This is a genomic window from Actinopolyspora lacussalsi (assembly GCA_030803735.1).
GTDB lineage: Bacteria > Actinomycetota > Actinomycetes > Mycobacteriales > Pseudonocardiaceae > Actinopolyspora > Actinopolyspora lacussalsi.
Genome location: JAURUC010000001.1, coordinates 2,328,994 through 2,351,457, shown reverse-complemented (window position 1 = coordinate 2,351,457; position 22,464 = coordinate 2,328,994). Strand labels below are relative to the sequence as shown.

At 67.4% G+C, this 22,464-nt stretch carries 19 protein-coding genes, 2 tRNA genes and 1 other RNA gene; 16 read left to right on the top strand and 6 right to left on the bottom strand.

Annotated elements, in window-relative coordinates:
• Positions 1–126: 126 nt before the first annotated feature.
• Entirely contained in the window at positions 127–264 is a 138-nt protein-coding gene (locus J2S53_RS10435; protein WP_175530104.1) for a hypothetical protein, read from the bottom strand.
• 222 nt (positions 265–486) lie between these two features.
• Here J2S53_RS10435 and J2S53_RS10430 point away from each other — a divergent pair, with 222 nt between their 5' ends.
• Positions 487–858 (top strand): WhiB family transcriptional regulator, encoded by a 372-nt coding sequence (locus J2S53_RS10430; RefSeq protein ID WP_456240803.1) that lies wholly within the window; start codon positions 487–489, stop codon positions 856–858.
• A 528-nt stretch (positions 859–1,386) separates the two neighbouring features.
• A complete protein-coding gene (locus J2S53_RS10425) occupies positions 1,387–2,253 on the top strand; it encodes a methyltransferase (protein WP_456240802.1) in 867 nt (288 codons plus the stop codon).
• Between the two features lie 222 nt (positions 2,254–2,475).
• Here the strand turns inward: J2S53_RS10425 and J2S53_RS10420 are convergent, their stop codons facing one another.
• Together J2S53_RS10420 and J2S53_RS10415 are read right to left on the bottom strand one after the other, a co-directional pair.
• Positions 2,476–3,786: an ABC1 kinase family protein gene (locus J2S53_RS10420; protein WP_456240801.1), complete on the bottom strand. Its 1,311-nt coding sequence runs from the start codon at positions 3,784–3,786 to the stop codon at positions 2,476–2,478.
• Positions 3,787–4,060: 274 nt separating this feature from the next.
• Complete coding sequence (locus J2S53_RS10415; protein ID WP_175496605.1) at positions 4,061–4,225, bottom strand: DUF5679 domain-containing protein; 165 nt, start codon at positions 4,223–4,225, stop codon at positions 4,061–4,063.
• A gap of 295 nt (positions 4,226–4,520) precedes the next feature.
• Between J2S53_RS10415 and J2S53_RS10410 the strand changes: the two genes are divergently transcribed.
• Positions 4,521–5,075: a M48 metallopeptidase family protein gene (locus J2S53_RS10410; RefSeq protein WP_092978570.1), complete on the top strand. Its 555-nt coding sequence runs from the start codon at positions 4,521–4,523 to the stop codon at positions 5,073–5,075.
• A gap of 292 nt (positions 5,076–5,367) precedes the next feature.
• Here J2S53_RS10410 and J2S53_RS10405 read toward each other — a convergent pair whose 3' ends face one another.
• On the bottom strand, positions 5,368–6,825 hold the full coding sequence (locus tag J2S53_RS10405) for a zinc-dependent metalloprotease (RefSeq protein WP_456240800.1): 1,458 nt from the start codon (positions 6,823–6,825) through the stop codon (positions 5,368–5,370).
• Between the two features lie 204 nt (positions 6,826–7,029).
• On the opposite strand from J2S53_RS10405, the gene J2S53_RS10400 reads away from it, so the two are divergent.
• Positions 7,030–8,055, top strand: coding sequence for a YlbL family protein (locus tag J2S53_RS10400; RefSeq protein WP_456240799.1), 1,026 nt, complete (start codon positions 7,030–7,032; stop codon positions 8,053–8,055).
• Positions 8,056–8,147: 92 nt separating this feature from the next.
• On the opposite strand, the gene J2S53_RS10395 is transcribed toward J2S53_RS10400, so the two are convergent.
• Positions 8,148–8,711 (bottom strand): PPA1309 family protein, encoded by a 564-nt coding sequence (locus J2S53_RS10395; protein WP_092922005.1) that lies wholly within the window; start codon positions 8,709–8,711, stop codon positions 8,148–8,150.
• Positions 8,712–8,949: 238 nt separating this feature from the next.
• Between J2S53_RS10395 and J2S53_RS10390 the strand changes: the two genes are divergently transcribed.
• From J2S53_RS10390 to J2S53_RS10380, 3 genes are all read left to right on the top strand, one after another.
• Positions 8,950–11,982, top strand: a complete 3,033-nt coding sequence (locus J2S53_RS10390) for a UPF0182 family protein (RefSeq protein ID WP_456240798.1) — start codon at positions 8,950–8,952, stop codon at positions 11,980–11,982.
• 141 nt (positions 11,983–12,123) lie between these two features.
• Positions 12,124–12,200 (top strand) — tRNA-Met (locus tag J2S53_RS10385).
• A 336-nt stretch (positions 12,201–12,536) separates the two neighbouring features.
• Positions 12,537–12,610 (top strand) — tRNA-Met (locus J2S53_RS10380).
• A gap of 526 nt (positions 12,611–13,136) precedes the next feature.
• Here the strand turns inward: J2S53_RS10380 and J2S53_RS10375 are convergent.
• Complete coding sequence (locus J2S53_RS10375) at positions 13,137–13,349, bottom strand: hypothetical protein (RefSeq protein WP_092978580.1); 213 nt, start codon at positions 13,347–13,349, stop codon at positions 13,137–13,139.
• A gap of 414 nt (positions 13,350–13,763) precedes the next feature.
• Here J2S53_RS10375 and J2S53_RS10370 point away from each other — a divergent pair, with 414 nt between their 5' ends.
• The 9 genes from J2S53_RS10370 to nhaA all read left to right on the top strand — a co-directional run bounded on the left by J2S53_RS10370 (position 13,764) and on the right by nhaA (position 22,358).
• A complete protein-coding gene (locus J2S53_RS10370; RefSeq protein ID WP_207227672.1) occupies positions 13,764–14,204 on the top strand; it encodes a PadR family transcriptional regulator in 441 nt (146 codons plus the stop codon).
• 81 nt (positions 14,205–14,285) lie between these two features.
• The gene (gene prfB, locus J2S53_RS10365) at positions 14,286–15,404 is read left to right on the top strand and encodes a peptide chain release factor 2 (RefSeq protein ID WP_092921996.1); all 1,119 of its coding nucleotides are present in this window, start codon (positions 14,286–14,288) and stop codon (positions 15,402–15,404) included.
• 271 nt (positions 15,405–15,675) lie between these two features.
• A complete protein-coding gene (ftsE, locus tag J2S53_RS10360; protein ID WP_043578170.1) occupies positions 15,676–16,365 on the top strand; it encodes a cell division ATP-binding protein FtsE in 690 nt (229 codons plus the stop codon).
• A gap of 64 nt (positions 16,366–16,429) precedes the next feature.
• A complete protein-coding gene (ftsX, locus tag J2S53_RS10355; RefSeq protein ID WP_456240797.1) occupies positions 16,430–17,332 on the top strand; it encodes a permease-like cell division protein FtsX in 903 nt (300 codons plus the stop codon).
• Positions 17,333–17,444: 112 nt separating this feature from the next.
• Entirely contained in the window at positions 17,445–17,921 is a 477-nt protein-coding gene (smpB, locus tag J2S53_RS10350) for an SsrA-binding protein SmpB (RefSeq protein WP_092626091.1), read from the top strand.
• 69 nt (positions 17,922–17,990) lie between these two features.
• The gene (locus tag J2S53_RS10345; RefSeq protein WP_456242765.1) at positions 17,991–18,908 is read left to right on the top strand and encodes an amidohydrolase family protein; all 918 of its coding nucleotides are present in this window, start codon (positions 17,991–17,993) and stop codon (positions 18,906–18,908) included.
• Positions 18,909–19,089: 181 nt separating this feature from the next.
• Positions 19,090–19,462: a transfer-messenger RNA gene (gene ssrA / locus J2S53_RS10340) on the top strand.
• A gap of 240 nt (positions 19,463–19,702) precedes the next feature.
• Positions 19,703–20,749, top strand: a complete 1,047-nt coding sequence (locus J2S53_RS10335) for a cation diffusion facilitator family transporter (protein ID WP_456240796.1) — start codon at positions 19,703–19,705, stop codon at positions 20,747–20,749.
• 250 nt (positions 20,750–20,999) lie between these two features.
• A complete protein-coding gene (gene nhaA / locus J2S53_RS10330; protein ID WP_456240795.1) occupies positions 21,000–22,358 on the top strand; it encodes a Na+/H+ antiporter NhaA in 1,359 nt (452 codons plus the stop codon).
• Positions 22,359–22,464 lie beyond the last annotated feature (106 nt).

Here is a 22,464-nt window from a genome sequence, read left to right as displayed (position 1 = left end):
AATCCACTCGGCGCGGGGGTTTCCACCGCTGGACACAACGCTGCGAAAAATCACTTGCGCCGTGTGTGGCCCCCCGAATAATCTGCTTGTTGGCAGGCCGGAGAGGACATGCTCGTCCGGCCGGGGTCACGAGAAGGCGGTGTGCGCGATGCGTAGGAACGACTGGTTGTCGGCGGTGGACCAGCACGCGATCGCGTTGATGAGCACCGGTATGTCGACGTTCGCGAAGCGAGCCGCGAATATCGGCCCCGCGCGTCTGTGCACGCATCGTGATGTTGAGCCGAGCGAAACCTACCCGGGTCGGGTCGTGCCGGAGCGAAGTACCTGAGTTACTCAGTCGAGTGACAATCGCTCTTTCGGCCGCGGACCCGGTATCGGGTCCGCGGCTTTTTTAATGTGTCCCCGTTCTCGAATCTTCCGTCCAAATTGGATCAAGTTATAGCGCCGAACAGCGTCGAAGAATTCATCTCATCAGGAGGAGAACGCATGTCGACCGGCAGTGCCCCTGCGGCAACCTGGGGCGAGACCGGCAATCACGGCGGAGCCGTTTCCGCTCTGCTGCACACCGCGCCCGACACGGACGAGCGAGTCCCGTGTCGTCGGGATCCGGACCTGTGGTTCGCCGAGAACCCGTCCGAACTCGAACGCGCCAAGCAGCTGTGCGCCGAGTGCCCGATCAGGTCCGAGTGCCTGGCGGGAGCTCTGGCGCGGGCGGAGCCCTGGGGGGTCTGGGGCGGCGAGATCGTCGAACACGGCTCCGTGATCGCTCGCAAGCGGCCGAGGGGGCGGCCACGCAAGCACCGGTCGGCCGACACGGCCGGTGCGGGTGGTTCGGCGGTCCGCGGACGTGCCGCGTGATCACCGCGAGACCGCTCCGACCAACAACCGAACAGCCATGTTCACGGAAGTGAGACCAGCAGAATGTATCCCGAGGAAACCACGCGATTACGTTGTCGACAGTTCCGCGGTGAGGCCGAGCGCGCCAGACTGCCACATCGGATCGCCGTCGTGCGGTTCTGGCGCCGGGTGGCGTGCTTCGCTTCCCGGCGGGCCGAACGTTACGAGCGGCGCATCTGATCCGAGTTCCGAGCGGGGTGCCCGAGGGGCGCGGTTCGCGACCTCCCCGGCGCACCTCGACCGCGGAACACAACCTCCTCCGGTCGACGACACGACCGGAGAAGTTCCGCCCGACGCGTGAGTTCGGACGAGCTCGATGAGCTGTCGTGGCCCGGCGAGTGCGCGGTGTTCGCGTACGAGCCGGCCACCGGTGTTCGCCCGGTTCGGGCGTGCCGAGGACTCCGCCCGGACGGTCACACAGTCGGAACCGGACCGGGTGCCGTTGTGCGGAGCGGAATTCGGTTGTCCGGCCGGCTAAGCTTGATGATCATGCACCATCATTCGCACGACAACATCGACTGGGACACCCGGCTGCGGCAGCTGCGGGACGAGGACGGCCTCACCGCGACCCAGACACGGCGAATCGCGGAGACACTGGTCGCGGGACAGGACGCCTGCCACTCGGTGATCGACGTCGGATCAGGGGCGGGCGGCGCGGCCGCGGCGTTCGCCGCCACTCTGCCGGGTGGCACGGTTACCCTCGTCGATTCCGCGCCTGAGCTGCTCGCCGAGGCCGAGCGTCACGCCACCGAACACGCCGCCTCGGGGGTCGAGGTTCGCGGTGTGCGGGCCGATGCCGCCGACGAGGAACTCGGTGCCGCGGTGGGCAGTGCCGATCTGGTTTTCTCCTCACTGGTCGTGCACCACCTGCCCGACCAGCTGGCCGGCTTGCGTCGGCTGGCGGAACTGGTACGTCCGGGAGGCAGGCTGGTTATCGTGGAGTCCGGGCTGTGGGCGCACGTGCTGCCCTGGGACGTCGGTGTCGGTGAACCAGGACTGGAGGAGCGCCTGCTGGCGGCGCGGCACTCCTGGTTCCGCCGGATGCGCGCCGAGATGCCGGGTACGGTGCGGCTGCCCGTCGGTTGGTCGACCGCACTGCGGCAGGCAGGGCTGGAAGACGTCGAGTCGTGGAGCTACCTGGTGGACTGGCCCGCTCCGGTAACCGGTTCGGTGCGCGACATCGTGCTGCGCAGGTTGGAGTGGCTGCGCGAGGCTGCCGTGGAGGAGTGCTCCGCCGACGACCTGGCCGCGCTCGACCAGCTGCTCGACGAGCGGGGGCCGCACTACGCCGGGCGGCGGGACGATCTCTACTACCTGGCCGCGCACAGCGTGTTCGTCGGCCGCAAACCCGCGTGACAGGGTTCGTCACCCGGTTTTCGTAGGGGTGCGTGTGGCGGAACCTCTGGCACGGCTCTCGCTGCGGGTGCCCCGACATCGGGTAGTTACTACACCACGTCGGGGCCGTCCTCGCGAGAGCCGCACCGGAGAACCTCCGCGGCGGCGCCGGCTGCGAGGATGGTGGGTGTTCGGTGCCGAGAGCGCCGAGGGTGCGTCGATTTCTCGCGAAATCGCCGCCGCTCAGTCCGCGAACCCGGGCTGCCAGTTCGAGATGATCTCCCTGGCGGCCACTTCCGCGTCCAGCTGGCACAGGATTCCGGTCGCTCCCAGTGTCACCCGGTGTATCAGCAGGTAGTCCGGGGGCAGGTTCAGCGACCGGCCGGTGCGGAACTCGGGACTGCGCAGATCGCCCACCCGGTCGGCCTGCCGCTGTAGCCACGAACGGGTGAAGTGGAAGGTCTCGGTTCGCGCCGGATCCACGAACGGCCCGAGGTACGCCTGCACGTCCTCGGCGCGGAGTTCGGAGTCCGTCTGCACGAACCGGTCGCTGCGCAGCAGTTCCATGAGCTCCTCGGCCCGGTCCTCGAGCGCCAGCCGCAGCATGCGTCCCAGCGTCCTCGGCAGTCCTTCCGGAAGTCTGGCGACCGCGCCGAAGTCGATCACTGTCAGCCTGCCGTCGGGAAGCAGCTGGAAGTTGCCGGGATGGGGGTCGGCGTGCAGCAGGCCGACCCGGGCCGGGGACGAGAAGTGGAACTCGCCGAGCAGTTCGCCCGCCCGGTCGCGCTGTTCCCGGCTCCCGTTGTTGATGATCTCGGCGAAGGGCGTACCCGAGACCCACTCGGTGACCATGACCTTGGGTGAGCTCGCCACCACCCGGGGGACGTGCACCAGCTCGTCACCCTCGAAAGCCGTGGCGAACGAGCGCTGGTTGTCGGCCTCGATGCGGTAGTCCAGCTCCTCGACCATCCTGTCCTGCAGCTCGCGCAGCAGCGGTTTGATCTCCGCGCCGGGCAGCATCGACTGGAAGAGCCGGGAGAAGCGCATCAACTGGCGCAGGTCGGAACGCAGTGCCTCGTCCGCGCCCGGGTACTGGATCTTGACGGCGACCTCCCTGCCGTCGTGCCAGACCGCCCGATGCACCTGGCCGATGCTCGCGGCCGCGGTGGGCGACTCGTCGAACTCGGCGAAGCGTGCGTGCCAGCCGCTTCCCAACTGTTCGTCCAGGGTGCGCCGCACGCTGGACTCCGACATCGGCTGCGAGGTCGTCTGCAGCTTGGAGAGTGCGTCCCGGTAGGGCTCGGCGAGTTCATCGGGTACGGCGGCCTCGAACACGCTCAGCGCCTGCCCGAACTTCATCGCCCCACCCTTGAGCTGCCCGAGCACGGCGAACAGCTGTTCGGCCGTACGCGCGGAGAAATCGGCGCTGACGGTGTCCGCGTCCTGCCCGGTGAGCCGCTTTCCCCATCCCGCGGCCACTCTGCCCGCGGCACCGAGCGGCAGACTGGCGAGTTTGACGGTGCGCTGTGCTGCTCGGCGGGGGACGTCGCTCACGGGAACTCCCTTCCAGTCGGCAGGGCGCCGGGACAACGAGCCGTCCCGGAGCACACGCCTACGGACTCACCGACATGCTAGAGGTTTTCGCGTAGCCGTGTGCAAGATCGTCCTCGACGGATCGTTCCGCCGAACCGTTGAAAGGGGGCCGGAAACGAACGAATCGCCGTTCCAGGAGCCGTCGAAGCGGTTGTGAGCGGCATTGTTCACCGCCGGGGCTCGCTCCTCGGCGGCGATGCGTGCCGGCTCTGGGGCGTGCTGGCCCTGGGGCGCGCTAGCCCTGGGTGTTGTGCGCCTTGCCGAGAATGCGGGTCATCTTGGTGCCGCAAACCGGGCAGGTCCCCTTGGCCATCCGTCTACCGTTCGTCTCCGATATCTCACCGGTGAAGTCCCGCTTCTCCCGGCACTTTACGCAGTAACCGTTGTACGTCTCGGCCACGGCTGCCTCCATTGGGTAACTGTTCTTCCGAAGCGTTCAAGCGCGTCATGGCGAGCCTCGGAACTGTGCTGGGCAAAAGGTACCCGCGCCCGGAGCAGCGCGCAGGAGCTCGGCATATCGCGATTTCGGATGAATGTCTTAACCCGTTCGGGGGTAGCAGCGCGTGTTCGATTCGTGTCGATCAGTCATATCCGCAGCGTTCGCCCGATTCCTCGATGCGGAATGGGCAGTTGATCTGCGGTTCGGATCACAGCGGAACCCGCGAGCACGATCGACCTCGCTAGGCTCTCCGGTCGTGACCGAACCGCAAGTGGAGGTGCGCCGCAGCAAGCGGAGAAAGCAGACGGTCAGTGCCTACCGGGACGGTGGCAGGGTGGTCGTACTGCTACCCGCGCGGATGAGCCGTGCCGAGGAGCGGCGCTGGGTCGACGAGATGCTCAGCAGACTGCGTCGCAGCGAGACTCGCCGCAAGTCGCCGGCCAGGGCTTCCGACGACGCGTTGCTGAACCGGTGTGCCGAACTGTCCCAGCGCTACCTGGACGGGCTCGCCGTGGCGGCCGGAGTCCGGTGGGTCGCCCCGATGCGCACCAGATGGGCTTCCTGCACACCCGCCGAGGGCACCATCCGCGTCAGTCGCAGGCTTCGGGAGGTCCCGAGCTGGGTGCTCGACTACGTGCTGGTGCACGAACTCGCGCACTTGCTGGTTCCGGGCCACGGAGCGGACTTCTGGGAGTGGGTGAACCGCTATCCCAGGACGGAACGGGCCATCGGGTATCTCGAAGGGCTGACCGCGGCCGCCGATCTCGGAACGGGAGTCGGGGAACCGGAATCCGGTGACGAGGTCGACTGACCGGAATCCGACCGTGTCGGCCCCCACAGTGCGGCCGGTGATCGGGCGGCCTCGGTGCGCCCGATGACGAACAGCTACCGGCGACGAACAGTGCCCGGCGACGAACAGTGCCCGGCCTCGCCCCGCCGTGCCGCCTCAGCGGGGCCCTCCTCGCGGAAACGAGGCCCGACGTCGTGCGACCGCTCGATCGAAGTCGGGCCGTTCCGCACACCGGATCGCCCGCGTTCGGTTCCGACGGAGCGAGTACCCGGTCGCGGGGCGGCCGAGCCCGGCAACAGGGCCGGGATGCCGGTCAGCGGTCGTCGTCCTCGCCGCGTTCCTCGCCGGTGGAATCCTCCGAACCGGATTCGCCCGCCTGCTCGGCGGCCTCGGCCCGTCGAATGGCCGCGATCGGATCGTCCAGATCCTCGTTGCTCTGTCCCCAGCGATCGGCGAAGTCCAGCGGCTCGTCCAGATCGGAACCGTCCGGCAACAGATCCGGGTGATCCCAGACCCGGTCACGGCTCGTGACACCGTGCCGTTCCGTGAGCAGCCGCCACAGCGATGCCGCCGCCCGCAGCCGACGCGGACGCAGCTGCAGTCCCACGAGGGTCGCGAAGGTCTGCTCGGCGGGGCCGCCGGTGGCACGCCTGCGCCGCACTGTCTCGCTGAGCGCGTCGGCTCCGGGCAGTCGTTCCCCGACCGCGTCGGCGACCACCACGTCGACCCAGCCCTCGACCAGGGCCAGCAGCGTCTCCAACCGGGTCAGCGCGGCCTGCTGCTCGTCGGTGGTTCGTGGTTCCAGCATGCCGGAGTTCATCAACTCCTGCATCGAGTTCGGGTCGCTCGGATCGACCTTGCTCGCGAGGTCCTCCAGCGAGGAGGTGTCGACGTGGATACCGCGTGCGTACTCCTCGACGGTCGCCAGCAACCGCTGCCGCAGCCAGGGCACGTGACTGAAGAGCCGGTGGTGCGCGGCCTCCCGCGCGGCCAGGAAGACGGTCACCTCACTGGCGGGGCGATCCAGGCCCTTCCCGAAACGCTCGATGTTGGCGGGCAGCAGCGCGGCCGTCCCGTCCGGGCCGAGTGGAAGCCCCACATCGGTGGAGGTGAGCACTTCACCGCCGAGCTGTGCCAGCCCGTTGCCCAGCTGGGAACCGAAGGTCAGCCCGCCCATCTGGCCGAGCATGGACACGATCGGCCCCGCGGCCTGCTTGGCCTCGTCCGGCAGCGCTTCCAGCCACGCCTCGGAGACGCGCTCGGCCACCGGATCGCACAGCCGCTTCCAGGTGGGCAGCGTGTTGTCCACCCAGTCGCCTGCCGACCAGGACCGCACCACGTGCGTACCGGTCGGGAAGGCGGTCGTGGGATCCAGCCAGAGCTCGGCGAGCTGGATGCCGTCCTCGACGGCCTTGGTCTGCTGCTGGGTCGGCCGCTCGGTGTGCTTGTTGCTCTGCAGCTGCTGGTGGGCCAGCTGCTTGGCCAGGTCGTAGTTGACCGGCCCCGAATCGCCACTCGAGGAGTGGCTGAGGGCCTGCCCGAGCTGGGTCAGCATCTGGCCGAGCGCGCTGATGTCGAAATTCGGCGTACCGCCGGAACCGGGCATGCCCCCGGGACCCGGCATCCCGCCGAAACCGGGGAAGGAACCCGCTCCTCCGGAAAAGCCGGCGCCGCCCCCGGAGCCACCGTCCGATGAGTCGCCCCTGTTGCGATCATCGGGTTCCTCGTTGTCGGGATCTTGGGGGCCGAACCCGAAGGGCACATCACTCATGGTTCCACCGTACGCGGAACAGGCGGACGGGCAGTAGGTGAGCGGTCGGCCGCTCGCCGAGGGCGAACGTGGTGTCGAGATCGTCGTCACCCGACTCGAGATCGTCCCCGCCCGACTCGAGATCCTCCCCGCCGAACTCCGCATCTCGGGCGCCACGCAAGTCGCCCGCCGGCCGTCAGTGTGCGGCACGTAGGGTGTCGTGCTGTGAGTCGCCGTACCTGGACCCTGCTTACGAGTGTCGTTCTGGTCGTGGTCTTCGGGCTGCTGGGAGTTTTCGTTCCGGTGCCCTACGTGGCACTGGGACCCGGGCCCACCCATGACACGCTCGGCTCTTCACAGGGCAAGCAGGTAGTCCGGATCGATGGTACGAAGACCTTCCCGACGGATGGCCACCTCAACATGACCACCGTCTCGGTCACCGACGAGCTGTCGATCTTCAGCGCGCTGACCTTCTGGGTGAGCGGTGACTACGCCCTGGCGCCGCGCGAGCTCTACTTCCCGCCGGACAAGACCGAGCAGCAGGTCCAACGGACCAACACGCGTGCTTTCCGCAACTCGCAGAACGCCGCCGAGACCGCGGCGCTGCGTCATCTCGGTTACCCCACCGAGCTCGTCGCCGAGGAGATAGTCGCCGACAGCCCCGCCGAAGGGGTGATCCAGCCGGGGGACGAGCTGATCGCGGCGAACGGCACCGAGCTGAGTGACCCGCGGTCGTTGGTGGACGCCCTGTCGGGCATCGAGCCGGGCCAGCGGGTCACCATCCGGTTCAGGCACGAGCAGCAGCAGCCGCAGCGGACCACCATCCGGCTCGCGCAACCGCCGGACGACCGCTCCCAGGGGTTCCTGGGGGTGCAACCCGGGCTGCGTCCGCGGGTCGATTTCGATGTCGACATCAGGCTGCCCGACATCGGTGGCCCCTCAGCCGGGCTGATGTTCTCGCTGGCCGTGGTGGACAAACTCACTCCGGGCCAACTCACGGACGGCAAGTTCGTCGCGGGCACCGGTGAGATCGACTCGCAGGGCAACGTGGGCCGCATCGGCGGTATCGGTTTCAAGATAACCAAGGCCCACGAAGCGGGCGCCGAGATCTTCCTGGTGCCGGAGGGCAACTGCGCCGAGGCCGAGCCCCAGGCCCCCGAGGACATGCGGCTGATCGAGGTGGGAACCCTCGACGAGGCGGTCGACGCGCTCGAGTCCGTACGGGCGGGGGAGACACCCCCGAGCTGCTGATTCGGCGCGGCACCCGGTGGTATCCGGGTGCCGAGAGCCGTGCGATCAGGATCCGAAGTGGCGTTCACCGGCCTCGGATCCCCGGCGGAACGTCACTCCTCGAAGGTGGCGTGCATCGCGTTGAGCAGGTTCGGTGCCAGAGCGCTGTCCTCGACGAGCTCACCCTCCTCCCGCTCCGGATCACCGTCGAAGCCGTCGTCGACCTCGGGATCCTTGTTGCGCAACCGCAGCAGGCAGGTCTGCGTTCCGCCGCGCAGTACGGCGGCGACCAGCCGTGCTTCCCGGCGTTCCGGGTGTTGCGCGGCGGCGCTCCGCGCGGCGTCGTCCTCGCTCGGAAGCTCCTGCTCTGCCTCCGGGGGCAGCACCACGATCTCCTGGACCAGCGCGCAGCCCAGTACCCGTTCCGGCCAGCCGATACCAGCCAGGGCCTCCCCGATGTCGTTGCCGGGCAGCTCTTCCTGCTCCACCGGCGTCAGTGTCGAACTCGTGTTGAGCTGTTCGGCCAGGCCGGGCTCGGCCTCCAGCAGCTCCGCGGTGTCGACCAGCGCGAACATTCTGGCCGGTCGTTCCCAGCCTTCCGAAGCCACGAACTGCTCGATCTCGCGTGCCACCGCGGGCAACCCCGCGGTCATTTCCTCGGTGATAGCGGACGACATTCGCCCATCGTCGCACCGCCGAGACCTCCCGGTCCGATCCCCGTGGCAGCGCTCGTCGCAGGTGATCGACACACCTTTCCACCTGGTGATCCCATGTTGGGCGGGATGTCCGTTTGATGCGAATTCGCGGGCGCGTCCCACCATCTCGTGACGAGGTCGTAGAGTTGTCCGCACGGGAGCCCGGGTCGCACCGGTGACCCGGCCCCGTTGCCCGCGGATCGTCACCAGGGAGTGCGCTGTGGCCACGAGGCCGGTAGGAGTACCCAATTTGTCCCGGCGAAGCCGGATCCTTCTGATCCTGGGCGCGGTCGTGCTGGTAGGACTGATAGTCGGATCACGCCTGATCGGGACATACGTCAATTGGCTGTGGTTCGGCAGTATCGACTACCGGGGAATCTTCACGACGATCGTGCTCACCCGGATCGTGTTGTTCGTCTGTGCGGCCGTTTTCCTCGCCGGAGTCCTGGCGTTGAACCTCTGGCTGGCCTATCGCACCAGACCCGTGTTCGTGCCGCTCGGAAGTGGGCAGGACGACCCACTGATGCGGTACCGCACCGTCATCACGCAGCGGTCCAAGTGGTTCGGCATCGGAATCCCGGCGATCGTCGGTGCCATCGGTGGTCTGGCCGCCACCGGTGACTGGCGCATGGTGCAGCTGTTCCTGAACCGCACCCCGTTCGGGACCGAGGACCCGGTCTTCGGCCACGACATCAGCCTCTACATCTTCCAGCTGCCGTTCTTCCGCTGGTTGCTGGCATGGGCGTTCATCGCCGTCACACTGTCGTTCTTCGGCGCACTGGCCGTGCACTACATCTTCGGTGGCATCAAGCTCGCGGGCAGGTCCGGCCAGATCTCGCAGTCCGCCCGGATCCAGCTCGCCCTGTTGGCCGGGATCTTCGTGCTGCTCAAGGCCGTCGACTTCTTCTTCGACCGCTGGGATCTGCTGCTTTCGCAGCGCAGTGAGCTGTTCACCGGTGCCAGCTACACCGACCTCAACGCGGTGATGCCCGCGAAGGTGATCCTGCTGTGCATCTCCATCATCTGCGCCCTGGCTTTCTTCGCCGCCGTGTTCCTGCGCAACCTGCAGATTCCGGCGCTGGCGACGGTGTTGCTGGTGCTGTCCAGTCTGGTCATCGGCGCGCTGTGGCCCGCACTGCTGCAGCAGTTCTCGGTCGAACCCAACGCCAACCAGCGCGAGGCGACCTCGATCGAGCGCAACATAGCCGCCACCAGGCAGGCCTTCGGTATCAGCAAGGAGGAGGTGACAGTTCGCGAGAACTACACGCAGGGCGGTGGCTCGGAGTCTGGTGACTCCGGCTCCGGCTCCGACTCCGGTTCGAGCGGCTCCGATGTGACTCCGGAGGACGTCGCCGAGGACACCGGCACCGTCTCCAACGTGCGACTGCTCGACCCGAGCCTGCTCTCCGAGACGTTCACCCAGCTGCAGCAGCAGTTCAACTTCTACGGGTTCCCGGAAGAACTCGACATCGACCGTTACCGGGACGAGAACGGCGACCTGCAGGACTACCTGGTCGCCGTGCGCGGGATCAACACCGATGGCCTGGCCGAGAACCAGCAGTCCTGGATCAACCGGCACATGGTCTACACCCACGGCAACGGTTTCGTGAGCGCACCCGCCGACCGCGTCAGCTCGGTGCCCGGCGAAGGAGGCGACACCGGTGCCTACCCGGTGTTCTCGATGAGCGACGTCGCCAACGACGGCGAGGGTGAGATCCCGGTCGAGCAGCCCCGGGTCTACTACGGTGAGCTGAACCAGGACTACGCCATCGTCGGTGCCGAGCAGGGTGAGGAGCCGCAGGAGTACGACACGCAGAACTCGCGCTACACCTACCAGGGCGAGGGTGGCGTCGGCATCGGGAACTGGTTCAACCGTGCCGTGTTCGCGGCCAACTACGGTGAGCGCAACATCCTGTTCAACCAGGAGATCGGCTCGCAGTCGCAGATCATGTTCAACCGCAATCCGCGGGACCGGGTGCAGAAGGTCGCCCCGTGGCTCAAGTTGGACGGCGATCCCTATCCGACCGTGATCGACGGGAAGATCAAGTGGATCGTCGACGGCTACACCACGCTGAACAACTACCCCTACTCCAAGCTGACCTCGTTCGGGCAGGCGGCCAGCGACTCCACCAGTAACGTCACCCAGCCCGACCAGCAGATCAACTACATCCGCAACTCGGTGAAGGCCACCGTGGACGCCTACACCGGTGAGGTGACGCTCTACGAGTTCGGTGACAAGGATCCGGTGCTGGAGGCATGGAAGGGTGTCTTCCCGGGCGTGGTCAAGCCGAAGAGCGAGATCAGTGACGAGCTGCGGCAGCACTTCCGCTATCCAGCCGACATGTTCAAGGTGCAGCGCGAGCTGCTCGCCCGGTACCACGTGGACAACCCGGGCGACTTCTACGCCACACGCGGTTTCTGGGAGGTTCCCAATGACCCGAACCAGGACCAGCGCAGCGGTTCCGGTGAGAAGCAGCCGCCGTTCTACGTGATCGCCCAGGCACCCACGCAGAGCCGGCCGACCTTCCAGCTGACCAGTGCCATGACCGCGCTGGAACGCCCGAACCTGTCCGCGTGGATCTCGGCCTCCTCGGATCCCGAGACCTACGGCCAGATCACCATGCTGGAGCTGCCCACGGAGAACCAGACGCCGGGACCGGTGCAGGTGCAGCGGCAGATGGAGTCGACGCCGAAGGTCACCGAGGACCGGACGCTGTTCGACAACCCCGGTGTCCGGGCGATGTTCGGTAACCTGCTGACCCTGCCGGTCGAGGGCGGGATGCTCTACGTGGAGCCGATCTACATCCGACCGAACAGCGAGGACTCCTACCCGCAGTTGGCCAGGGTGCTGACCTCTTACGGCGACAGCGTCGGTTATGCCGATACGCTGCAGGGCTCGTTGGAGCAGGTGTTCGGTCCCGGCGCGGGGCAGAACACCGAGACCGCCGAGGACGAGAACCAGCAGCAGGACGGCCAGGGGCAGCAGCAGGGCGACCAGGGGCAGCAGCAGGGCGACCAAGGACAACAGCAGGGCGACCAGGATCAGCAGGGCGACCAGAACCAGCAGCAGGGCAACGGTCAGGGGCAGCAGAACAGCTCCGAGGTGAACCAGGCCGTCCAGGAGGTGCAGGCCGCGATGGAAGAGGTCCGCTCCGCGCAGAACTCCGGTGACCTCGGCCAGCTGGGTCAGGCGTTCCAGCGACTGGAGGAAGCCATGAACCGGTACGAGGAGGTCACCGGAGACGGTGGCTGATCCGTAGCGGGGAATCGGGTGGTCGTTCGACCACCCGATTCCGGTCCAACCGCTCCGTGACAAGCGAAAACGCGATAACACCCACCCCCGCGCAGGGGGTGGGTGACCACGGTGTAGAGTTACAACTACAACGAAACACGGCGCGGGGTGGAGCAGTTCGGTAGCTCGCTGGGCTCATAACCCAGAGGTCACAGGTTCGAATCCTGTCCCCGCTACCAGAAAGCCCCCTTCCGGGAACCCCGGAAGGGGGCGATTTTTCGTCCGGCTGTGGTTCGCCCCGTCAGGGACTTCGGCCGGGGCTCTTTCGGTCCCGGTCCGCGATTCTTTCGGAACCGGGGCGGGAGCGTCACGGGCCGGAGCACGTCCGGGTTACGGCATCCCCCCGGGCGGACGCGAAGCCGTACACGCTTGCCGGTCCGTCATCCGGCACCAGGGGGCTCCCCTGCTTGATGGAGCGAGAAACCGCTGATGAGCGGAGGGGATCATCGGTTGAACACCCCCCTGTGTGGCGGTCGCGGGCGGCGGTGTAGAGTTGCAACTACAACGAAACACGGCGCGGGGTGGAGCAGTTCGGTAGCTCGCTGGGCTCATAACCCAGAGGTCACAGGTTCGAATCCTGTCCCCGCTACTGAGATCGGCCCCCGGAGCACGGCTCCGGGGGCCGAATCGTGTTCGCAGGACCCGGCTGTCGCGAGGCGTTTCGTAGGGCCGCTTCGGGCGCGCTCTCGTAGGGATCCCTCACGCGGGTAGATACCGAGTGCGGTCGGTAGGCCGCTGTCGGAGTCGATGCCGGGCGCCGGTAGGCGACACGTGGGCCGGGCTGTACAGGCCGGGCTTACGCAGGCTGGATGACACCGGACACGAACAAGTGGTTCCCACGGTTTCCGGGCCCGTGCATCGCCGAGCCCGGATCTCGTGCCCGTCGGCCTCATCGAAGGTTTCCGGTCGGGTTGGCGGGTTGCCGCTCGGCGGAACCTCCCGCCGGCTCTCGCTCCGGGTGCCCGACATCGGGTAGCGACCTACACGCCGTCGGGCCGTCCTCGCGAGAGCGCGACGCGGGAAAACCCGCGGATGATCGGCTGACTGGGGCTTTCCGACGTTCCCGGCACCGGCAAGGCCCACGTCGATCAGTCAACACGACAGGAAAACGTCAGTCAGCCGTCGGCCCACTTGCGGGCACAGTTGGGCGAGCAGACCCGCCCCTCGCTGCTCCCGCCTCGGAAGGCACGCATCTTGCGGCCGCACACTATGCAGTTGTGCGGATTCTCCACCTGGATCGGCATCATCGACTTCGCCCGTTCCGAAACCTTGCTCGCCACCTTGGTCCTGCTCTGGGCGAGCTTGGTCCGCAGCAGACTCCGATGCACGGTGTTACCTCCCTAGCTCGGCGGGTCCGTCCCGTACGTCCCCGTCGCGGTATCCGGCCCCGTTACGCTGCCGGCCAGTATGAAGGGTGCCCTTAACAGCGGGCCTTACGCAGCATCTCAACCAGATTTACCCATTTCGAGTTAAAAATTATCCCTGTCCAGCGGACAGTGAGTGTACGAATTGGTTGCTCCCGGGGGATGAAGCCGCGATGGAAGTGAATCCGGGTCGCGACAGTGGTTCCGTTCGCCGAATTGGATGCGTTGCGTGTTCACCGAGCCCCGTGGTTGCGCTGCTGTTTCGGACACGGCATACGGCCATTGTGGACACCCTGTCAGTGCCGTGGCACCGTAGGAGCCGTGACCGACCTGAATGCGACATCCGCAGCCTTGCTGGGACTTCTCCACGAGGGGCCGATGACCGGGGGACAGTTGGTGGCCGCGGCCACCGACCGGTTCAGCGGGTTCTTCAGCGTCACCCGCAGCCAGGTTTACCGGGAACTGCCCGCACTGGCCGAGGACGGCATGTTGCGCCTCGGCAAACAGGGGCCCCGCTCCAGCCAGCAGTACATCATCACCGCGGCGGGCAAGCGTGCCTTCAAGTCGTGGCTGAACACCGAACCGGGACCGGACAACGTGCGCAGCCCGCTGCTGCTGCGGTTGCGCTACGCCGGCATGCTCACCGCGAAACAACGTGACCACCTGGTCACCTCGGCCCGTGAGCAGTACGTCGAGAAGCTCAACGAGGCCAAGAACGCCGCCAAGGTGGCCGAGGACCCCTACGAGAAGGCCGCGGCGGACTTCTCGGTGGCGCACAACCGTGCGGTCATCAAGATGCTCGACGCGATACCCGAATGACCTTCGCGTGAGGTCCGAGCTCGGAAAAGGACCGCCGGTCCACGTCCGTGGCCGTGAAGCTGTGAAGTAGGCTGGGGAACCGTGAACCCCGACGTCGCCGCCGAGCTCAAGGACATGTCCGAAACCCTCGAGGGCATCGAGCGAGTCATGGATCTCGATGCGTTGCGGGCCCGGATCGCGGAGCTGGAGGAGGAAGCGGCTCGCCCGGACCTGTGGGACGACGTCGAATACGCCCAGCGGATCAACAGCCAGCTCGTGTACAAGCAGAGCGATCTGCGCAAGATCACCGGGCTTCGACAGCGTCTCGAAGACCTCGGGGTGCTCTACGAACTCGGTGAGAACGAGGACGACAGCGCCAGCGTCGCCGAGGCCGAGCAGGAGCGTGGCCAGCTCAAGAAGGATCTCGCCGATCTGGAAATCCGCACCCTGCTCTCGGGAGAGTACGACGAGCGTTCCGCCATGGTCACCATCCGGGCGGAGGCGGGTGGCGTGGACGCCGCCGACTTCGCCGAGATGCTGCTGCGGATGTACCTGCGGTGGGCGGAACGCCACGAGTACGGGACCGAGGTCTACGACACCTCCTACGCGGAGGAGGCGGGCGTGAAGTCCGCGACCTTCCGGGTGGACACCCCCTTCGCCTACGGCACCCTCTCGGTGGAACAGGGCACCCACCGCTTGGTGCGTATCTCACCGTTCGACAACCAGGGGCGCAGGCAGACCTCGTTCGCGGGTGTGGAGGTACTGCCGGTGGTCGAGGAGACCGACCACGTGGAGATCCCCGAGAAGGACATCCGGGTGGACGTGTTCCGCTCGTCCGGCCCCGGCGGGCAGAGCGTGAACACCACCGACTCGGCGGTTCGGCTGACCCACCACCCCACGGGGATCGTGGTTTCCTGCCAGAACGAGAAGTCCCAGTTGCAGAACAAGGCAGCGGCCATGCGGGTGTTGCAGTCCAAGCTGCTGGCGCGCAAGCGGGAGGAGGAGCGGGCCCAGCTCGACGCGCTGCGGGACAGCAGCGGTTCCGGCTGGGGCAACCAGATCCGTTCCTACGTGCTGCATCCGTACCAGATGGTCAAGGACCTCCGCAGCGGCTACGAGGTGGGAAACCCGGAGTCGGTGCTCGAGGGGCAGATCGACGGGCTGCTGGAGTCCGGTATCCGGTGGCGCAAGCAGCAGCACGACCAGGAACAGCAGAGCTGATCCGAGCTCGCCGCGCCGCCTCGGCGAGCCGCCGGTCGTAACCTGCCCGCCCAGGCCCCGTGGTCTCCCGGCGACTCGGATGTCGTGGGGTTCCTTCCCATGTGGGCGGTTCCGGTGGTTGTCTCCCGGCGCGCTCCCCGGCGCCTGCGCGGTCCGGACCCGTTCGCGTCCCTCCGCGCGTTCGAAAAGCGCGCATGGTAATTGGCCGAGTGCAACCAATGGTACGGGTGAGTGAAGATCCCCCGGGTGGTCGCAGGTAAGCTCACTGCCCGTGATCCGGCTCGAACACGTGTCAAAGACGTACAAGACGTTGGCGCGCCCCGCACTCGACGACGTCTCGGTGTCCGTGGACAAGGGCGAGTTCGTATTCCTCATCGGCCCCTCCGGGTCGGGCAAGTCCACGTTCCTGCAGCTGCTACTGCGGGAGGAAGTCCCCACCCGAGGCCGGGTGATCGTCGCCGACTGGAACGTCGCCAAGCTGCCGAGACGGCGCGTTCCCAAGCTGCGGCAGCGGGTCGGTTGTGTGTTCCAGGACTTTCGCCTGCTCAACAACAAGACCGTCTTCGGCAACGTCGCCTTCGCCCTCGAAGTGATCGGAAAACCCCGGCACACCATCCGCAAGGTGGTTCCCGAGGTGCTGCAGCTCGTCGGTCTGGACGGCAAGGCGGACCGCATGCCCGTCGAGCTCTCCGGCGGTGAACAGCAGCGAGTCGCCATAGCCAGGGCGTTCGTCAACCGGCCGCTGGTGCTGATGTGCGATGAGCCCACCGGAAACCTCGATCCGGACACCAGCCAGGACATCATGCTGTTGCTGGAGCGCATCAACCGCACCGGAACCACGCTGGTCATGGCCACGCACGACCACTCGATCGTCGACTCCATGCGTAGGAGGGTCGTCGAGCTCAGTCACGGCCAGGTCATCCGTGACGACGCCCGTGGTGTGTACGGCGTGGGCCGCTGAGCCCGCCGCACGCAAGGGCAGCCCCGAACCCCAAGTCGCAGACCGCACCGAAAGCTGACTCAAGATGCGCGCGAGCTTCGTATCCAGCGAGGTCGTCAACGGCCTTCGTCGTAACGTGTCGATGACGATCGCGATGATCCTGACCACGGCGGTTTCCCTCACCCTGCTCGGTGGTGGCCTGATCGTCGTCCGCAAGGTGGATCAGGCCCAGGAATCGCTGCGCGACGCGGCAGACGTCGTCGTCTACATGAGCGAGGACGTCAGTGCCAACGATCCCGAGTGCGCCAGCGAGCCCTGTTCTGGGATCCGTTCCGAGCTGGAGCAGGCCTCCGGCGTGCGGTCGGTGCAGTACCTGAACCGCGAGGCGATCTTCGAGCGGGCGACCGAGGAGTTCTCGAACCAGCCGCAGCTGCAGGAACTGGTTCGCCCCAAGGCGCTGCCCGCGGCCCTGTGGGTCGAGCTGGGCGACAACGTCACGCCGCGGGCCATCAAGGAGCAGTTCGAGGGACGTACCGGCATCGGTTCGATCAACGACCAGTCCCAGTTCGTGCGGAACATGGTCAACAAGCTCAACGACGTGCGTGACGGGACGTTCCTGATCGCGGCGTTGCAGGCGTTCGCCGCGCTGCTGTTGATTTCGAACACCATTCAGCTCTCGGCGTTCAACCGCCGCACCGAGACGGGCATCATGCGGTTGGTGGGCGCTTCCCGCTGGTACACCCAGCTGCCCTTCCTGCTGGAGGCCATGGTCTCCGGCATCATCGGTTCCGTCGCGGCGACCGGGCTGCTCATGGTGCTCAAGGAGGCGTTCCTGGACGGGCTGATGAAGCCGCTGACCAACGCCGACCTGCTGACCCCGGTCAGTTACGCCGACGTGGCCTTCGTGGCACCGATCCTGGTGCTGGTGGCCTCGGCGATCTCCGGCCTGACCGGGTATCTCACCCTGCGGCTGTACGTCCGGATCTGAGGATCGCTCGTTGCGCGGCCCGGCACCTCGGCGTTCGGCACCGGGTGCCGGGCCGCACCGCGTGCGAAAACCACGTGGTCCACTCGTCGGGCGCAGCGCTATGCTCGCCGGTATGGCAAAGGAACGTGGCCACAACCTGATCGCGCGCAATCGCAAGGCGCGGCACGACTGGACGGTGCTGGACACCTACGAGGGCGGCATGGTGCTGACCGGAACCGAGGTGAAGAGTCTCCGCCAGGGCCGAGCCTCGCTGGTCGACTCCTTCGCGACGATCGACCGGGGCGAAGTGTGGCTGCGCAACGTGCATATCCCCGAGTACACCGAGGGAACGTGGACCAACCACGCCCCGCGTCGTTCGCGCAAGCTGCTGCTGCACCGCGACGAGATCGAACGACTGCTTGGCAAGACCAAGGAGAGCGGGCTGAGCCTGGTGCCGCTCTCGTTGTACTTCTCCGACGGAAAGGCCAAGGTCGAGCTGGCACTCGCCCGAGGCAAGCGGATCCACGACAAGCGCAGGGACATGGCCAAGCGCGACGCCGAGCGTGAGATGGCGCGGGCGATCGGCCAGCACCGGAAGGGCATGCGCTGAGATGCCGTTAGGCGGACGACTCCCGTGTGATCGGCCGCGCTCGGATCGGGTGGCGCACGCGGCGTTCGGCTGCCCGCGGTGAGCGGGCTCGAGGGACCGTCGTCCGACGAGGAGGTTCCGGACTGGCTCGCCGGCCTCGGCCTGCCGGGGCTGGTGGATCTGCACACGCACTTCCTGCCCGAGCGCGTGCTGCGCAAGGTCTGGGACTACTTCGACCTGGCCGGTACTCACTACGGGATCGAGTGGCCGATCCGGTACCGCTTCGACGAGCCGATCCGGCTCGACGTGCTGTCCGGGCTCGGGGTGCGTGTGTTCGCGCCGCTGGTGTATCCGCACAAACCGGGTATGGCCGAGTGGCTCAACCGCTGGGCGCTCGAATTCGGCCGCACCACTGCCGGTGCCGTGCCCACCGCCACGATGTATCCGGAACCCGGGGCCGCCGAGTACGTGGCCGCCGCCCTGGAAGGCGGTGCGCGCTGCTTCAAGGTGCACGTCCAGGTGGGCGGGTTCGACCCGCGTGACCCGCTGCTGCGGCGACCGTGGCAGCTGTTGGCCGAGTCCGGGGTGCCGGTGGTGGTGCACTGCGGTCACGGTCCGCTGCGCGGGGAGTTCACCGGGCTGGACGTGTTCGCCGAGGTACTAGAACGCCATCCGGGGCTGGTGGCGGTGCTGGCGCACGCCGGTATGCCCGAGTACGGGCGAGCGCTGGAGCTGGCGCGGGATCATCCCGGGGTTTACCTGGACACCACGATGGTCGGTGTCGCCTTCAGCGAGCGGTTCGCGCCGTTGCCCTCGGACTGGGCCGACCGGCTGGTGCCCGTAGCGGAGCGGGTGGTGCTCGGCTCCGACTTCCCGAACATTCCCTATCCCTACGCCGAGCAGCTGGCAGCCGTGGCCGGCTGGGCCGTCGCCGAGGAGCGGCTGGGAATACCGTTCCTGCGTGCGGTGTTGCACGACACGCCCGCACGGTTGCTCGGATGCGGTTGACCGGAGCGTGGTTGCCGCTCCGTGAACCGTTGGTTCGTCCCGCGGAACTTTTCGCGAACCGATCCGCCGGACCGGGAGTGATCGGGCGGGAGTCGTACGTTATGATGTTGGGTAAGGCTCCGTCCGGGCGAGGCCCGGTGGGGCGGACTGTTGCACAACAGGTTGCTTAGTAACAAAACACGGGGGTGAACGGTTTCGACTCTGGCCGTTGAGCCAAGGGAAGCGTGCCGGTGCAGGCGGAAGACCACCGTAAAGCGTCGCCGTAAATTAACAAGCGCCGACAACAAGAGTCAGCGCGAGTTCGCACTCGCCGCCTGAGCGAGTAGCGACTCTGTCGGACCGGGTAAGTCTCCGACCCGGACCCCGGCATCGGTTAGGGGACTCACCGTTTAGTTCGGTCGCGGGACTGAACGGGACATCGCACAGCGACTGGGCTTGTCACACCGGCTTGTTCGCGTGACCGGTGAAGTCGAGTAGAGACAGAGCGAACTGCGCACGGAGAAGCCTTGGTGAGGCGACAGAGGACCCGGGTTCGAATCCCGGCACCTCCACTGCGGTCCCGGTGACCGCGCGAACCTCGAAGTGATACCCCGCTCGGCGAGTCCCGCCGGGCGGGGTTTTTCGTTATCGGAGCCCCGCTCCGCTTCGGCCCCGGGCGCGGCGATTTCGCGAGAAATTGACGCCGAGCCGCTCCGTTGTTGCCACATTTCCGCTGCTGCGCCGTCGTCGCGTGCGGGGTTGTGCGGCTACGATTCCGCCGTGCTCACCGCGACGGCGAGTATCGGAGGCAGGCGATGAGCGGAAACCATTCCCACGGCCACGACCACGGTCACGGCCACGGCCAGGTCGGGCGGAGCGGTTCCCCGCGCGGACCGCGCGCCACGCGTTCGGCTCTCGCGCGGGGACTGCTCCACCGGCTCGGGCACTTCCTCCTGCCCCACGAGCACGATCCCGCCGAACGGGTGGACACCGAGCTGGAGGGCAGTCGCGCGGGAATGCGCGCCCTGTGGCTCTCGCTGCTGGTGCTCACCGCCACCGCCGCGCTGCAAGCGGGAGTGCTGTGGTTCTCCGGCTCGGTGGCGCTGTTGTCCGACACGCTGCACAACATCGCCGACGCGCTCACCGCCGTCCCGCTCGCGGCGGCGTTCCTGCTGGCGCGCAGACCCGCCAACCGTCGCTTCCCCTACGGTTACGGCCGAGCCGAGGACGTCGCCGGGGTGCTCGTGGTGCTGGTGATCGCGGGTTCGGCGGTGGCCGCGCTGGTCGAGTCCGCACACCGGTTGTTCGACCCCGCCGGCATCGGTGATCCGCTGCTGGTGGCGCTGGCCGGTGGCGTGGGGTTCTGCGGCAACGAGCTCGCCGCTCGGATACGCATCCGCACCGGCCACCGGATCGGCTCGGCCGCGCTCGTGGCGGACGGGCTGCACGCCAGGACGGACTCGTTCACCTCGCTCGGCGTGGTGCTCGCCGCCGGTGGGGCGGCACTGGGGTGGCCGTTGCTGGATCCACTGGTAGGTCTGCTGATCGGTCTGGCCATCGCGATGGTCACCTGGTCGGCGGCCAAGCGGATTCTGGCGCGGTTGATGGACTCGGTGGCGCCGGAGCTGACCGACACCGCCTACCGGGCGCTGGGCACCCATCCGGACGTGCGTGCGGTGGAGGCGGTGCGGCTGCGCTGGATCGGGCACGCCCTGCACGCCGAGGTGCAACTCGGTGTCGCCGCGGAACTCACGCTGTACCGGGCGCACGAGATCGCGCACGAGGCCGAGCGTGACCTGCACCGGGAGCTGCCCCGGCTTTCCGGTGCCACGGTGCACGCTCATCCGGCCGAAATCGGTTGAGTCGCTACCGGGTGACAACGATCACTGTTGACGTGACTTCCCCGCGTTCACGCGAGTGACCCCGCAGCCCCCGTGCGCTTCGTTCCGGTGCTATTCCCTGGTCACGGAGCTGGCCGTGGAGGGCTTCGTCGTCGCTCTCTCGTATCGCTGTCGAGCGTGGACACAGCGTAAGCACGTAAAATCAGGCAAATGGTGTGCCGGGAAGACTGGTCGGCGGGAAGTTGATGGACGACCCGAACAGGACGTGTTGATGGCGACCGATCCCCAGCGTGACGAAGCACGTGCGGACTCCCAGGACGGGACTTCCCAGGACGGGAGTTCCCCGCAGGAGCATTCCCGACCCCAGGACTCGCGGCCCGAGGAGCCGCAGCGCAATCCGGTGCGACGCTTGTTCGCCCCCACCCCCGATGCCGAGAAGCGCACCCTGGCCGACATCCTCCGCACGGAGACCGTGGGCGGTGTGCTGGTGCTCGTGGCCGCGGTGCTCGCGCTGCTCTGGGCCAACTCGCCGTGGGGCGAGACGTACAAGACGGCCGCCGAGTTCGTCCCCTGGCCGGGCGGGGAGTTCCTCGGGCTGGACCTGAACCTCAAGCACTGGGCCTCGGACGGGCTACTGGCGATCTTCTTCTTCGTGGTCGGCCTGGAGCTCAAGCGCGAGTTCGTGGTGGGTGAACTGCGCAACCCCCGAAGAGCCGTGCTGCCCGTGGTGGCGGCCGTGGCGGGAATGATCGTCCCCGCCCTGTTCTTCTTCGTCATCGCCTCCACAGCGGGCGGCGACGCGTTGCGTGGCTGGGCGATCCCCACGGCCACCGACATCGCTTTCGCGCTGGCCGTGCTCGCGATCGTCGGCAAGTACCTGCCCAGCGCGTTGCGTGCCTTCCTGCTGACGCTCGCGGTGGTCGACGACCTGCTGGCGATCACGGTCATCGCCGTGTTCTACACCGACGACTTCCATCCGCTGCCGCTGCTGGGAGCTGTGCTGCCGATAGTGGCTTTCGCGTTGCTGGTGCGGCTGCGCGGTCCGTGGTGGCCGGTGCTGCTGGTGCTCGGTGTGCTGGCTTGGGGACTGGTGCACGAGTCCGGAGTGCACGCCACCATCGCCGGTGTGCTGCTGGGCTTCATGGTTCCGGTGCTGGGCCGGGGTGGCAGCGAACCCGGACCCGCCGAGCACCTGGAACACCGCTGGCGCCCGATCTCGGCAGGGGTGGCGGTACCGCTGTTCGCGCTGTTCGCGGCCGGGGTTTCGCTCGGCGGGGGCGGCATCGCCACCGCCTTCGCGGATCCGGTGGTTCCCGCGGTGATGGCGGGGTTGGTGCTCGGCAAGCTGGTCGGCATCTTCGGTGCGACGTTCCTGATGGCCAAGTTCACCGGGGCCCAGCTCGACGCCAACCTGTCCTGGTGGGACCTGATCGGTCTCTCGCTGCTCGCGGGAATCGGTTTCACCGTCTCGCTGCTGATCGGTGAACTCGCCTTCGGCGCCGGTGAACGTGGTGAGAACGTCAAGGTCGCCGTGCTGCTGGGTTCGGTGCTGGCCGCGCTGCTGGCCTCTGTGGTGCTCGGTATCCGCAACCGTGCCCACCGCGGGGCACAGCCGAACGGCGCCGGGTAGCTCGCGAGCCGGTGACCACCACACCGGGTGAGACCGCCGCTCGGGCGATCCGGTACGTCCCGTCGTCCGCCGGTCGGTGGTGGGCCGGTGTGGCCCCACGGGGGCG

Coding starts and splice junctions, on each gene's coding strand:
- J2S53_RS10430 (WP_456240803.1), top strand. CDS start 487: ATGTCGACCGGCAGTGCCCCTGCGGCAACCTGGGGCGAGACCGGCAAT.
- J2S53_RS10425 (WP_456240802.1), top strand. CDS start 1,387: ATGCACCATCATTCGCACGACAACATCGACTGGGACACCCGGCTGCGG.
- J2S53_RS10405 (WP_456240800.1), bottom strand. CDS start 6,825: ATGAGTGATGTGCCCTTCGGGTTCGGCCCCCAAGATCCCGACAACGAG.
- J2S53_RS10395 (WP_092922005.1), bottom strand. CDS start 8,711: ATGTCGTCCGCTATCACCGAGGAAATGACCGCGGGGTTGCCCGCGGTG.
- J2S53_RS10370 (WP_207227672.1), top strand. CDS start 13,764: ATGACCGGGGGACAGTTGGTGGCCGCGGCCACCGACCGGTTCAGCGGG.
- ftsX (WP_456240797.1), top strand. CDS start 16,430: ATGCGCGCGAGCTTCGTATCCAGCGAGGTCGTCAACGGCCTTCGTCGT.
- smpB (WP_092626091.1), top strand. CDS start 17,445: ATGGCAAAGGAACGTGGCCACAACCTGATCGCGCGCAATCGCAAGGCG.
- J2S53_RS10335 (WP_456240796.1), top strand. CDS start 19,703: ATGAGCGGAAACCATTCCCACGGCCACGACCACGGTCACGGCCACGGC.
- nhaA (WP_456240795.1), top strand. CDS start 21,000: ATGGCGACCGATCCCCAGCGTGACGAAGCACGTGCGGACTCCCAGGAC.